This is a genomic window from Ancylobacter crimeensis, from assembly GCF_023016805.1.
GTDB classification, from domain to species: domain Bacteria; phylum Pseudomonadota; class Alphaproteobacteria; order Rhizobiales; family Xanthobacteraceae; genus Ancylobacter; species Ancylobacter crimeensis.
Genome location: NZ_JALKCH010000018.1, coordinates 15,614 through 28,945 on the forward strand (window position 1 = coordinate 15,614; position 13,332 = coordinate 28,945).

A 13,332-nucleotide genomic window follows, 5' to 3' on the forward strand; every position below is an offset into this window, starting at 1 on the left:
GACGGGCGCGGGGAGCCTCCATTCATGAGCACGCTCCTCATCCGCAACGCGCAGGTGCTCGTCACCATGGACGGCGCCCGCCGGGAGATCGCGGGCGGCGGCCTGTTCGCGCGCGACGGGATGATCGTCGCGGTCGGTCCCTCCGAGACGCTTCCGGCGACCGCCGACCGGGTGCTGGACCTTGCCGGCCATGTCGTGCTGCCGGGGCTGGTGAACACCCATCACCATCTCGACCAGACGCTTACCCGCAACCTGCCCGCCGCGCAGGACCGCAACCTGTTCCGCTGGCTTGCCGCGCATTACCGGCTGTGGGCGGCGCGCACCCCGGAGGCGAGCCGCACCGCGACGCTGGTGGGCCTCGCCGAACTGGCGCTGTCGGGCTGCACCACCTGCTTCGACCACGCCTATGTCTTCCGCAATGGCTGCCGGGTGGACGACCAGATCGCGGCCGCTGCCGAGATCGGGTTGCGCTTCGTGGTCTCGCGCGGCTCGATGTCGCTCGGCCAGTCCAGAGGCGGGCTGCCGCCGGACGACTGCGTGGAGGAGGAGGATGCCATCCTCGCCGATTGCGAGCGGGTGGTGGCGCGCTATCACGACCCCCGGCCCGGCGCGCTGCTGCAGATCGCGCTGGCGCCGTGCTCGCCCTTCTCGGTGACGCCGGAGCTGATGCGCGAGAGCGCGGCGATGGCGCGCCGTCTCGGGGTGCGCCTGCACACCCATCTCGCCGAGACGGTGGACGAGGAGCGCTACACGCTCGCCCGTTTCGGCAAGCGCCCGGTGGCCTATATGGAGGAGCTCGGCTGGCTGGGGCCGGATGTCTGGTTCGCCCATGCGGTGCATGTGGACGCCCATGAGATCGGCTGCTTCGCCGCCACGGGTTCCGGCGTGTGCCACTGCCCGTGCTCCAATATGCGGCTCGCCTCCGGCATCGCGCCGGTAAAGGCCTATCGCGCGGCGGGGGTGAAGGTCGGGCTCGGGGTGGACGGGTCCGCCTCAAATGACGGCAACAACCTTCTCGCCGAAGCCCGGCAGGCGATGTTGCTGAGCCGGCTCAAGATGTCGCTGCGCCCGCCGGAAGGGCCGGATACCGTGCTTTCCACCTCCGATCCGGCCCGCGACCACGAATGGATGAATGCGCGCGAGGCGCTGGAGATCGCCACGCTGGGCGGCGCCGCGGTGCTCGGCCGCTCCGATATCGGGGCGTTGGAGCCGGGCCGCTGCGCCGATCTCTTCGCCCTGCGGCTGGACGACCTCGCCTTTGCCGGCGGCCTGTCCGACCCTGTCGCCGCCGCCCTGTTCTGCGGTCCGCACCGTGCCGCCTTCACCGTGGTGGGCGGGCGCGTGATCGTGGAGGGCGGGCAGCTCACCACGATTGATGTGCCGGCTATCATTGCCGAGCACAACCGGCACGCGGCCCGGCTCGCCGCGCTGTCGGCCTGACGATGGGCAGGACGATGAAAGACCGGAGCCGCGCGATGAGACTGAGTGGAGAAACGCCGTCATGACCGATCGCCTGTGCCCGCGCGATGAGGCCGACGTCGTCGAGGCCGTGCGCTGGGCGGTGTCCGAAAGCCGCCCGCTGGAGGTGGCCGGCACCGGCACACGCCGCGCGCTGGGCCGCGCCACCCAGGAGGCGGTGACGCTCGAACTGGCCGGGCTCTCCGGGGTGACGCTCTACGAGCCGGCCGAGCTGGTGCTCTCCGCCCGCGCCGGCACCCCGCTCGCCGAGATCGAGGCGATGCTCGGCGAGGCGCGGCAGATGATGGCCTTCGAGCCGATGGACCATGGTCCGCTGCTCGGCCAGAAGGCGGGGCAGGGCACGCTGGGCGGGCTGATGGCGCTGAACCTCGCCGGTCCCCGCCGTCCCAGCGCGGGGGCGGCGCGCGACCACGCGCTCGGCCTGCGCGCGGTGTCGGGCCGGGGCGAGGCCTTCAAGGCCGGCGGCCGGGTGGTGAAGAACGTGACCGGCTACGACCTGCCGCGCGGCCTCGCCGGTTCCTACGGCACGCTGGTCGCCTATACCGAACTGACCATCAAGGTGCTGCCGCGTCCGGAAACGGTCGAGACGCTGCTGATCCGCGGCCTCGACGATCCCGCCGCCGCGAGGGCGATGAGCGAGGCGGTCGGTTCCTATTACGACGTGTCCGGCGCCGCCCATGTGCCGGCGGAGGTCGCCGCCCGCATCCCGGCTCTGGCGGGCCTTGGCGGGCCGGTCACCGCGCTGCGGCTGGAAGGGGTGCGTCCCTCGATCCGGCATCGGCGCGAGAAGCTGGAGATGATGCTGGCCGGCCGCGGCGCGCTGGCGACGCTGGAGGAGGCCGGCTCGCTCGCCTTCTGGACGGCGGTGCGCGACGCGCTGCCCTTCGCGCTGGAGGAAGGCGCGCGGCTCGACGCCGCGAAGGCGCTGTGGAAGGTTTCCACCGCGCCGATGCATGGCCCGGTGCTGGGCGCCGCCGCCCGCGGCCTCGGGGCGTCGGTCTTCTATGACTGGGCCGGCGGGCTGGTGTGGATCGAGATGCCGGGCCCGGACCCGCAGGCGGCGGCGATCCGCGCCGCGCTGGCGCCGGGCGGCGGCCACGCGACGCTGCTGCGCGCCGGCACGACCACCCGCGCCACGGTGGAGGTGTTCCAGCCGCTCGATCCGGTCACCGGCCAATTGGTGCGGCGGATGAAGGACAGTTTCGACCCCGGCCGGATCCTGAATCCCGGCCGCCTCTATGCGGGAGTGTGAGCGATGCAGACCCATTTCAGCCTCGCCCAGCTCGCCGACCCGCATATCGCCGATGCCGAACAGGTGCTGCGGGCCTGCGTGCATTGCGGTTTCTGCACCGCCACCTGCCCGACCTATGTGCTGCTCGGCGACGAGCTGGATTCCCCGCGCGGGCGCATCTATCTCATCAAGGACATGCTGGAGAACGATCGCCCGGCGACGCCCGAAGTGGTGAAGCACATCGACCGCTGCCTCTCCTGCCTCTCCTGCATGACCACCTGCCCCTCGGGCGTGCACTACATGCACCTGATCGACACCGCGCGCGCCCATGTCGAGACGACCTATGAGCGTCCGCGCATGGACCGGCTGATGCGCGCCCTGCTCGCCGCGGTGCTGCCGCATCGCGGCCGTTTCCGCCTTGCTCTGGCCGGCGCAGCGCTGGCCCGGCCCTTCGCCGGGCTGTTCGACGGGGTGCCGGCGCTGCGCCCGCTCGCCGCCATGCTGCGCCTCGCCCCCTCCCGTCCGAAGCTGCCCTCGGCGACCGAAGGGGTGGGCCGCTTCCTTGCCGAGGGTCCGCGCCGGGCGCGGGTCGCGCTGCTCGACGGCTGCGCCCAGCCGGCGCTGCGCCCGGAGATCGACGAGGCCACCATCCGCCTGCTCACCCGCATCGGGGTGGAGGTGGTGCGGCCGGCGGGAGCGGGCTGCTGCGGTTCGCTGACCCACCACATGGGCAAGGAGGAGCTGGCGCTCGCCAATGCCCGCGCCAATGTCGACGCCTGGTGGCGGGCGATGGAAGACGAGGGGCTGGACGCCATCCTCGTCAACACCTCGGGCTGCGGCACCACCATCAAGGATTATGGCCACATGCTGCGTCTCGAGCCGGCCTATGCCGAGAAGGCGGCGCGGGTCTCGGCGCTGGCGAAGGACATCAGCGAGTTCCTGGTGGAGCGCGAGCTGCCGGCGCCGGTGATCCCGGCCGGCCTGCGCGTCGCCTATCACGCCGCCTGCTCGCTGCAGCACGGCCAGAAGGTGCGCACCGCGCCCAAGGAATTGCTGGCGAAGGCCGGCTTCACCGTGCTGGAGCCTGCGGAGGGGCATCTGTGCTGCGGCTCGGCGGGCACCTACAACATCCTGCAGCCGGAGATCGCGACGCGGCTGCGCGCCCGCAAGGTGGCGAATATCGAGCGCACCGACCCGCAGGTCATTGCGACCGGCAATATCGGCTGCATGACCCAGATCGGCAGCGGTACCGCGATCCCCGCCGTGCACACGGTCGAACTGCTCGACTGGGCCACCGGCGGACCGCAGCCGGCGGGCCTTCACCTGCCCGCGGCGGCGGCGTGAGCGGCCACGCCGGGAATTGCGCCGGGAAAGTTGATCGGCGGGGGCGGGTCGTCACCGAAACGGGAGCACTTTCTTAAGCTTGGGAGTGGTTGCATCAGCCCGCGATCTTCCCACCGCTCCCGTCTCCCAGTGCCGGAACCCTGCCATGCCGCTGCCGCGCCTCATCGTCCTGTCCCTCGGTGGAACCATCACCATGACCGCGGGCGGGCAGGGCGGCATCACCCCGACGCTCGGCGCCGAGGACCTGATCGACGCGGTGCCGGCGATCGCCGCCGTGGCGGACATCGAGGCGCATTCGCTCTACCGCCTGCCGAGCTCGACCCTGACGCTCGAACATGTCAACGAGGCCGCCCGCGAGATCCGCGCCGCCTTCGCGGAAGGGTTCGACGGCGCTGTGGTGATCCAGGGCACCGACAGCATCGAGGAAACCGCCTTCGCGCTGGACCTGCTGATCAATGACGAGCACCCCGTGGTCGTGACCGGCGCCATGCGCGGGCCGGAGGCGCCGGGGGCGGACGGGCCGGCGAACCTGCTCGGCGCGGTCATCGTCGCCGGTTCCGCCGCCGCCCGCGGGCTCGGCACGCTGGTGGTGCTGAACGACGAGATCCACGCCGCGCGCTTCGTGCGCAAGACCCACACCGCGCTCGCCTCGACCTTTGCCTCGCCCGATCTCGGCCCGCTCGGCCTCGTGGTGGAGCGCCGTGCCCGCTTCCTCGCCCGCGTGCCCCGCGGCCCGGCTTTCGAGATGGAGGGCCCGCCTCCCGCGGTGGCGCTCCTCAAGATCGCGATGGGCGACGATGGCCGCCTGATCCGCGCGGTGCCCACGCTCGGCTTCTGGGGGCTGGTGATCGAGGGCATGGGCGCCGGACATGTGCCGGCCGATGTCGCGCCCATGGTGGGTGAGGTCGCGAACCATCTGCCGGTGGTGCTGGCGACCCGCACGCTGGGCGGCCCGGTCTTCACCCGCACCTATGGCTATGCAGGGTCGGAGATCGACCTGATCGGTCGCGGCCTCATCCCGGCCGGCTTCCTGCACGGCCCCAAGGCGCGGCTGCTGCTCGCCTTCTGCCTGGAGGCCGGCTATGGCCGCGAGAGCATCGACCGGATGTTCGCGGCGTACAGGTGAGGACCACCGGCCTGCGCGCCCGGAACGGCCCCGACCATCCACGCCTTTGATTGGGCAGCGTCGTGCAGCGGGGAAAACGGGGATCCCCGGCCGGGATGGCGGCGTGAAGGCGGGCGGTACGGGGGCTTGGCCAGCCACGTCCGGCAGGGCGACCCGCAGGTGGCCGGCTTTGCCAGGCACTCCGCATCGCCACGCCGGACAGCGCACCCCAAAACGAAACGGGGCGCCCGAAGGCGCCCCGCTGATGTCGTCCGCTCTCGGAACCGAAGCCCGTCGGGCTCCGGCCGCGTGCCTCACTCGGCGGCGCCGGCCTCGTCCTTGGGCTCGTCCTTCTTCGCCTCGAGGTCCTCGCCGGTGGTCTGGTCGACCACCTTCATGGACAGGCGGGTCTTGCCGCGCTCGTCGAAGCCGAGCAGCTTCACCTTCACCCGGTCGCCTTCCTTGACGACGTCGGAGGGCTTCGCCACCCGCTCCTTGGCGAGCTGGGAGACGTGGACCAGGCCGTCCTTGGCGCCGAAGAAGTTCACGAAGGCGCCGAAATCGACCACCTTCACGACGGTGCCGTCATAGATCTGGCCGATCTCCGGCTCGGAGGCGATCGACTTGATCCAGTTCAGCGCCGCCTTGATCGACTCGCCGGACGCGGAGGCCACCTTTACGGTGCCGTCGTCCTCGATGTTGATCTTGGCGCCGGTCTTCTCGACGATCTCGCGGATGACCTTGCCGCCCGAGCCGATCACTTCGCGGATCTTGTCGACCGGGATCTGGATCACCTCGATGCGCGGGGCGTGCTCGCCGAGCTCGGACCGGGCGCCGGACAGCGCCTTGGACATCTCGCCGAGGATGTGCATGCGCCCGTCCTTGGCCTGGCCGAGGGCGACCTTCATGATCTCTTCGGTGATGCCGGCGATCTTGATGTCCATCTGAAGGGCGGTGACGCCCTTCTCGGTGCCGGCCACCTTGAAGTCCATGTCGCCGAGGTGATCCTCGTCGCCGAGGATGTCGGAGAGCACGGCGAACTTCTCACCCTCGAGGATGAGGCCCATGGCGATGCCCGCCACCGGACGGCGCATCGGCACGCCGGCATCCATCAGCGCCAGCGAGGTGCCGCAGACGGTCGCCATGGAGGAGGAGCCGTTCGACTCCAGGATCTCCGAGACGGCGCGCAGCGTGTAGGGGAACTCGTGCTGCGGCGGCAGAACCGGGTGCACGGCGCGCCAGGCGAGCTTGCCGTGGCCGATCTCGCGGCGGCCGGGGGAGCCCATGCGGCCGGTCTCGCCCACCGAGAAGGGAGGGAAGTTGTAGTGCAGCAGGAAGCGTTCCTTGTAGGTGCCTTCCAGGCTGTCGATGAACTGCTCGTCCTCGCCGGTGCCGAGCGTGGCGACCACGAGGGCCTGCGTCTCGCCGCGGGTGAACAGTGCCGAGCCATGGGTGCGCGGCAGCACGCCGACCTCGGCCACGATCGGGCGCACGGTCTTGGTGTCGCGGCCGTCGATGCGCACGCCGTCGTCGAGGATGGTCCAGCGCACGATCTTGGCCTGCAGAGCCTCCAGCGCCTCGCCGAGGGTCTGGCTGTCCGGCACCGCGCCGCCTTCGGCCGCGATCGCGGCGTAGTGCGCCTTGGCCTTCGCCTTGGCGGCGTCCACGGCGGCGTAGCGGTCCTGCTTGCGGGCGATCTTGTAGCCGGCGCGCAGATCCTCGCCGATGAGGCCCTGCAGCTCGGTCTCGAGCGCAGAGTGGTCCGGCGCAGCGAAGTCGCGCGGCTCCTTGGCGGCCTTTTCCGCGAGGCGGATGATGGCCTCGATCACCGGCTGGAAGTGGCGGTGGCCGAACATCACGGCGCCGAGCATCACCTCTTCGGAGAGCTCCTTGGCCTCGGACTCGACCATCAGCACGGCGTCGTGGGTACCGGCGACCACGAGTTCGAGCGCGGAGTCCTTCACCTCGTCGACGGTGGGGTTGAGGACGTATTCATTGTCGATGAAGCCGACGCGGGCGCCGCCGACTGGGCCCATGAAGGGCACGCCGGAAAGGGTGAGCGCGGCGGAGGCGGCAACCATCGCCACCACGTCCGGGTCGTTCTCCAGATCGTGCGAGAGCACGGTCACGACGACCTGGGTGTCGTTGCGATAGCCTTCTGGGAAGAGCGGGCGGATCGGCCGGTCGATGAGGCGGGAGACCAGCGTCTCCTTCTCGGAGGGACGGCCCTCGCGCTTGAAATAGCCGCCGGGGATGCGACCCGCGGCATAGGCCTTTTCCTGGTAGTTCACGGTGAGGGGGAAGAAGTCCACCCCCGGCTTCGGCGCCTTGGCCGAAACCACGGTGGCGAGCACGGTGGTGTCGCCGTATTTCGCGAGCACGGCACCGTCCGCCTGACGGGCCATCTTGCCGGTCTCGAGGGTGAGCGTGCGCCCGCCCCAGTCGAGTTCCTCGCGGTGAATGTCGAACATGTCTGTCTCTGGCTTTCCGGAACGGGGGCCATGGACAAGACGGCGGGAGGCTGCGCGCGGGGCCCGTCCCCTCTTTCGGGGAGAGCCCGGTCGGCCGGGTGTCCGGCCGGTCAGCCTCCGGCGATCCTGCCATGGCCGCCGCTTCCTGGTCGAATGCGGCGAGCCCCATGCCCGCCGCCCGTTAGGCGGCCGGCGCGCCGGGTCCTCCGGCCGCGCCTCAGTTCGGAAGAGGCGGGCGCCACCCCTGGCAGGCGCACCCGGCTCTTTCGGATCCGGCGCCCTTATCGCCGACCGGGCGCGAGCACCCGATAGGCGAGGGGGTGCCGGTAACGCTCAGCGGCGGATGCCGAGGCGCTCGATCAGCGTCTTGTAGCGGGCTTCCTCGGTCTTCTTGAGATAGTCGAGGAGGCCGCGGCGCTGGGAGACGAGCTTCAGGAGGCCGCGCCGGGAGTGGTTGTCCTTGGCGTGGGTCTTGAAATGCCCGGTGAGGTTGACGATGCGCTCGGTGAGGATCGCGACCTGCACTTCCGCCGAACCGGTGTCGCCGGTCTTGGTGGCGTATTCCTTGATGAGCGCCTGCTTGCGCTCGGCAGTGATCGACATCGGGGTGCTCCTTGCGATGCTGTGGGAAGGTGACGCCGCCTCGTGAGGTGCGGCGTCGGGACCATCGCCACCGGCCGGGCCGGGATGTCGTCCAGCGCGGTCGATATGGCTATGGGTTCGCGCGGACCGCACGGGTCCGCAACGCGCCGGCACCATACACGAAAACGCAAGCCACACCAGAACTAGTTCCGCGTGCCTTACGGCGTCGCCGATGCCGGCAGCTTCACGTACCGGCGGGGCTCAATTCCTCGCGGGGGCGTGGAAAATGCGGCGGGGGAAGATCTCCGCGCCCTCGGCCTCGCCCAGCGCGACGAGACGGCCCTGCGCGGTCACCGCGACCGGGCCCTCGAGGATCGGCGCATCGCGTCCGCGCAGGATGATGCTCTGGCCATGGACCAGCCGCGCCGCGTCCGCCGGGCTCACCCGGAGCTGGGGCAGGGTGTCGAGGCCGATGTCGACCGGCCGAAGCTTCTCCATCGGCGCCGTGGGGTCGCCGCCCTCCGGCATGTCGGCCTCGGCGATGGCGCGCAGCGCGGCGAGCGGCACGAGCTGCTCCTCCGTGAAGGTGCCGACCGAGGCACGGCGCAGCGCGCTGATATGGCCCCGGGTGCCGAGCGCGCGGCCGAGGTCGCGGGCGATGGCGCGCACATAGGTGCCCTTGCCGCACAGCGTCTCGAACACCGCATGGTCCGCGTCGGGCATCTCCACCAGATCGAGCCGGTGGATGGTGACGATGCGCGGGGCGAGCTTCACCTCGATGCCGTCGCGGGCGAGGTCATAGGCGCGCTCGCCATTGATCTTCAGCGCCGAATAGGCGGGAGGCACCTGTTCGATCTCGCCGCGGAAGGCGTCGAGCGCGGCGAGGATCGCGTCCCGCTCCGGCCGGCCTTCGGCGGTGGCGACGGGCTCGCCCTCGCTGTCGTCGGTGTCGGTCTCGATGCCCCAGCGCACAGTGAAGCGGTAGACCTTCTCGCTGTCCATCACGAAGGGGACGGTCTTGGTCGCCTCGCCGAGCGCGATCGGCAGGCAGCCGGAGGCGAGCGGATCGAGCGTGCCGGCATGGCCGGCCTTTTTGGCGCCGAACATCCATTTCACCGCGCCGACCGCCTGGGTCGAGGTCATGCCGACCGGCTTGTCGAGCAGCACCCAGCCGTCGATGTCCCGCTTGGGCCGGCGCTTCTTCTGCGGACCGCCCTTGCGGCCCTTCGGGGCGTCAGCCCGCGAGGCGTCGGCGCGCGGGGCCTCTGCGGCGTCGGTCTCGGGCGCGTCGTCGCGCAGCATTGCGGCGGGCGTCATGCCTCGTCTCCCTTGGAAGTGGCGCCGTCGGCGTCGTCATCGCTCTCGCGGTCTTCATCGTTCTCGTGGTCGAGATCGCGGGCGACGTCGGGCGAGCGCAGCAGGGCGTCGATCCGGGCGCCTTCCTCGAAGGAGGTGTCGATGCGGAAGCGCAGTTCGGGGGTGAATTTCAGCTCCAGCCGGCGGCCGAGCTCGCCGCGCAGGGGCTTGGCGTTGGTGGCCAGCGCCTTGATCACGCCGGTTTCGTCCTTGCCGCCCAGAGGCATGACGTAGCAGGTCGCGATCTTGAGGTCGGGGCTCATCCGCACCTCGGGCACGGTGATGAGCACGCGCGCCAGCGCCGGATCGGGAATGTCGCCGCGCGAGAGAATGTCGGACAGCGCGTGGCGCACCAGCTCACCGACGCGCAACTGCCGCTGCGAAGGTCCGGCGGAAGCGCCCGCCTGGGAACCGCGTTTCATGTCGTCTTCGTCCTTGCCTGCCCGTCCGCGCGGCGGACCGAACCCCCCGCTGCAGCCGGCTGGCGCGGTTCTTATCGCGCCACGTCGTCTTCGAAATGTCATCGAGAGGGCCGCATCCGGCCGGAAGGCGGGGAGGCGGCCTGTCGATGGATGGAATGCCGCCGCGCCCGACTGGTTCCGGGAACCAACAGTTCCGGGAATGCAACGGGACACGCCGTCGATCGCCGGCAGCCTCCTCCCGGACCGGACAATCCGGTGCGGGTGGCCTCCTGCCGGCGTCGGCTTTCAGCGGAATCTCAGGTCGTCCAACCTTCGCCGCCGCGCCGCCGGGACTTGGACCCGGCGACGTGTCGCCTGTCGGTGCGGGTCGCCGCCGGGCCGAGAGCCGGGCCGGACCGCCGCCGGAACCGCGGGCGCCATGAGTCGCCCGGGGGTTCCTGTCGTCTGTCGCGCCGGTTCGCGGCGGCCGCCACGCCCCGAAAGACGGGCGGCGAGCCGTGGAAAGCGCGGCACGAAGCGCCCGCGGGGAGCGGTTCGGCCGACCTCATGACAGCGCCATGGGCCGCGCCGCCCGGTCCGGCGGGCGGGAGGAACGGGCGCGCGGCCCGCATCCCGTCACAGCGTGCGCTGCACCACCTCGACGCGGTAGCACTCGATCACGTCGCCGGCGCGCATGTCCTGGTAGTTCTCGAAGGACATGCCGCAATCCTGGCCCGCGTGAACGACGTTCACCGCATCCTTGAAGCGATTGAGGGTCGCGAGCTTGCCCTCGTGGATCACGACGTTGTCGCGGATCAGGCGGACATGCTGGCCGCGTTCCACGATGCCGTCGGTGACCTGGCAACCCGCCACCTTGCCGACCTTGGAGACCGCGAAGATCTCCTTGATCAGCGCGTTGCCGAGCATGGTCTCGCGCTTCACCGGAGCCAGCAGGCCGCCCATCGCCAGCTTCACGTCATCCACGAGGTCGTAGATGATGTTGTAGTAGCGGATCTCGATGCCGGCGCGCTCGGCCGCCTCGCGGGCTTCCTTGTTGGCGCGGACGTTGAAGGCGATGATCGCCGCGCCCGCCGTCTCGGCGAGGGTGACGTCGCTCTCGTTCACGCCGCCGGCGCCGGAGTGGATGATGCGGGCCTGCACCTCGTCGGTGCCGAGCTTCTCCAGCGAGGAGATGATGGCCTCGATGGAGCCCGACACGTCGCCCTTGATGATCAGCGGGAATTCCTTGCGGCCCGCCGTCTTCGCCTGGCTCATCATCTGCTCCAGCGAGCCGCGGACGGTGGCGGAACGGGCCGCCGCCTTCTCGCGCTTCTGGCGCTGGCGATAGTCGGTGATCTCGCGGGCACGGGCTTCGCTTTCCACCACGGCGAGGCGGTCGCCCGCCTCCGGGGTGCCGTTGAAGCCGAGCACTTCCGCCGGGAAGGACGGCGCCGCCGTCGCGACATTGGCGCCCTTGTCGTCGATCAGGGCGCGCACGCGGCCCCATTCGGCGCCGGCCACCACGATGTCGCCGACATGCAGCGTGCCGCGCTGGACCAGCACGGTCGCCACCGGACCGCGGCCGCGGTCGAGCTTGGCCTCGATGACGGTGCCTTCCGCGTCGCGGTCGGGGTTCGCCTTGAGGTCGAGCACTTCGGCCTGCAGGGTGATGGCCTCGAGCAGCTTGTCGAGATTGGTGTGAGCCTTGGCCGACACCTCCACCTCGAGCGTCTCGCCGCCCATGCTTTCCACCTGCACCTCGTGCTGCAGCAGCTCGGTGCGCACGCGCTCGGGCTTCGCATCCGGCTTGTCGATCTTGTTGATCGCGACGATCAGCGGGACCTTGGCGGCGCGGGCGTGGTTGATGGCCTCGATCGTCTGCGGCATGACGCCGTCATCGGCCGCCACCACCAGCACCACGATGTCCGTCACCTTCGCGCCGCGGGCGCGCATGGCGGTGAACGCGGCGTGGCCGGGCGTGTCGATGAAGGTGATCTTGCCGCCGAGCGGCGAGGTGACCTGATAGGCGCCGATGTGCTGGGTGATGCCGCCGGCCTCGCCGGAAACGACATTCGCCTGGCGGATGGCGTCGAGCAGCGAGGTCTTGCCGTGGTCGACGTGACCCATGATGGTGACGACCGGCGGGCGCGACTGCAGCTCGTCGGCGGTGTCCGGGGTGTCGAACAGGCCTTCCTCGACGTCGGATTCGGCGACGCGGCGCACCGTGTGGCCGAGTTCCTCGGCGATGAGCTGGGCAGTGTCGGCGTCGATCACGTCGGTGATCTTCACCATCTGGCCCTGCTTCATCAGCATGCGGATGACGTCGACGGCACGCTCGGCCATGCGGTTGGCCAGCTCCTGGATGGAGATGGTCTCCGGGATGATGACCTCGCGGGCGATCTTTTCCTTCGTCTCCACCTGGCGGTGGCCGCTCATGCGCTGGGTGCGGCGGCGGAACGAAGCGACCGAACGCTGGCGCTCGTCGTCGCCCGACTGCGCGGTGACCAGGGTGAGACGGCCGCGGCTCTTGTCGCCGCCGGCGGGCCGGGTCGGCTTGTTGGCCGGTGCGGCCGGGCGTGCCGGCGTGCCGCCGGGACCCCGACGGACCGGACGGCGATCGTCCTCCTCGGAATCCATGGCGTTCGGGCCGCGCGGAGTGGCGACGCGCGGGGTCACGGCGCCGGGAGCGGCGCTCGGGCTGCGCGGGGCGCCGGCTGCGGGGGGCGAGCCGGAGGCGGCCTTCTCGTCGCCGAAACGCTTGCGCGCTTCCTGCTCCGACTTGCGCTTGGCCTCTTCCTCGAAGGCGCGGCGCGCGTCTTCCTCGCGCTTGCGGGCCTCGGCGGCCTCGCGCTCGACCTTCTCGCGGGCCTCGCGCTCGGCGCGGCGGATGGCTTCTTCCTCGGCGCGCTTGCGCTCCTCGGCCTCGCGGATGCGGGCGTCCTGGAGCGCGGCAGTGCGGGCGCGGGCCTCATCCTCGGTCAGCGAGCGCAGCACGACGCCGGGGCGGCCGCCGGTCTGGCCGGAACGGTTGCCCTGATTCGCGTTGCCGGAGCCGTAGGAGCGGTTGCCCTGGTTGTTGTTGCCGTAGGGCCGGCCCTGGTTGCCCTGCTGGGGGCGACCCGGCGCGGAGGACTGCGGGCGACCGGCACCGCCCGGCTGCGGCCGGCCGGCGGAAGCCGGAGCCTGCGGGCGACCGGCCGGGGTGCCGGCCTGCGGACGGGCCGGCTGGCTGCTCTGGTTCTGCGGGGCCTGCGGACGCGGCGCGGGAGCGGCCGCCGCGGGGGCGGGAGCTGCCGGAGCCGGCGCGGCGGGCGCGCTCGCGGCGGAAGCCGGAGCGGCAGGCGCGGCCGTGGGTGCGCTGGC

Annotated in this window: 8 protein-coding genes and 1 pseudogene; 4 read left to right on the plus strand and 5 right to left on the minus strand. The window is 71.2% G+C overall.

Annotated features, from left to right (window positions below):
• Positions 1 to 24 precede the first annotated feature (24 nt).
• The 4 genes from MWN34_RS19250 to MWN34_RS19265 all read left to right on the plus strand — a co-directional run bounded on the left by MWN34_RS19250 (position 25) and on the right by MWN34_RS19265 (position 5,180).
• Complete coding sequence (locus MWN34_RS19250; protein WP_247030939.1) at positions 25 to 1,440, plus strand: 8-oxoguanine deaminase; 1,416 nt, start codon at positions 25 to 27, stop codon at positions 1,438 to 1,440.
• A 61-nt stretch (positions 1,441 to 1,501) separates the two neighbouring features.
• Positions 1,502 to 2,731: an FAD-binding protein gene (locus tag MWN34_RS19255; protein WP_247030940.1), complete on the plus strand. Its 1,230-nt coding sequence runs from the start codon at positions 1,502 to 1,504 to the stop codon at positions 2,729 to 2,731.
• Between the two features lie 3 nt (positions 2,732 to 2,734).
• On the plus strand, positions 2,735 to 4,054 hold the full coding sequence (gene glcF, locus MWN34_RS19260) for a glycolate oxidase subunit GlcF (RefSeq protein WP_247030941.1): 1,320 nt from the start codon (positions 2,735 to 2,737) through the stop codon (positions 4,052 to 4,054).
• Between the two features lie 145 nt (positions 4,055 to 4,199).
• Positions 4,200 to 5,180 carry an asparaginase gene (locus MWN34_RS19265; RefSeq protein ID WP_247030942.1) on the plus strand — a complete coding sequence of 327 codons (981 nt, stop codon included), beginning with the start codon at positions 4,200 to 4,202 and terminating at the stop codon, positions 5,178 to 5,180.
• 280 nt (positions 5,181 to 5,460) lie between these two features.
• Here the strand turns inward: MWN34_RS19265 and pnp are convergent.
• The 5 genes and pseudogenes from pnp to infB all read right to left on the minus strand — a co-directional run.
• A pseudogene (gene pnp / locus MWN34_RS19270) lies at positions 5,461 to 7,630 on the minus strand (polyribonucleotide nucleotidyltransferase); the annotation flags it as partial.
• A 333-nt stretch (positions 7,631 to 7,963) separates the two neighbouring features.
• Positions 7,964 to 8,233: a 30S ribosomal protein S15 gene (gene rpsO / locus MWN34_RS19275; RefSeq protein WP_247030944.1), complete on the minus strand. Its 270-nt coding sequence runs from the start codon at positions 8,231 to 8,233 to the stop codon at positions 7,964 to 7,966.
• Between the two features lie 240 nt (positions 8,234 to 8,473).
• Entirely contained in the window at positions 8,474 to 9,529 is a 1,056-nt protein-coding gene (gene truB / locus MWN34_RS19280; protein ID WP_247030945.1) for a tRNA pseudouridine(55) synthase TruB, read from the minus strand.
• Entirely contained in the window at positions 9,526 to 9,990 is a 465-nt protein-coding gene (gene rbfA / locus MWN34_RS19285) for a 30S ribosome-binding factor RbfA (RefSeq protein WP_247030946.1), read from the minus strand. Before rbfA ends, truB begins: the two co-directional genes overlap by 4 nt.
• Positions 9,991 to 10,605: 615 nt before the next feature.
• Positions 10,606 to 13,332: translation initiation factor IF-2 (gene infB, locus MWN34_RS19290; protein WP_247030947.1), on the minus strand; the 2,727-nt coding region annotated here is incomplete at its 5' end.

What these genes read in the sequence shown, in the direction of transcription:
- MWN34_RS19255 (WP_247030940.1), top strand. Translation starts at nt 1,502, where the DNA reads ATGACCGATCGCCTGTGCCCGCGCGATGAGGCCGACGTCGTCGAGGCC.
- rbfA (WP_247030946.1), bottom strand. Translation starts at nt 9,990, where the DNA reads ATGAAACGCGGTTCCCAGGCGGGCGCTTCCGCCGGACCTTCGCAGCGG.
- MWN34_RS19265 (WP_247030942.1), top strand. Translation starts at nt 4,200, where the DNA reads ATGCCGCTGCCGCGCCTCATCGTCCTGTCCCTCGGTGGAACCATCACC.
- rpsO (WP_247030944.1), bottom strand. Translation starts at nt 8,233, where the DNA reads ATGTCGATCACTGCCGAGCGCAAGCAGGCGCTCATCAAGGAATACGCC.
- glcF (WP_247030941.1), top strand. Translation starts at nt 2,735, where the DNA reads ATGCAGACCCATTTCAGCCTCGCCCAGCTCGCCGACCCGCATATCGCC.
- truB (WP_247030945.1), bottom strand. Translation starts at nt 9,529, where the DNA reads ATGACGCCCGCCGCAATGCTGCGCGACGACGCGCCCGAGACCGACGCC.
- MWN34_RS19250 (WP_247030939.1), top strand. Translation starts at nt 25, where the DNA reads ATGAGCACGCTCCTCATCCGCAACGCGCAGGTGCTCGTCACCATGGAC.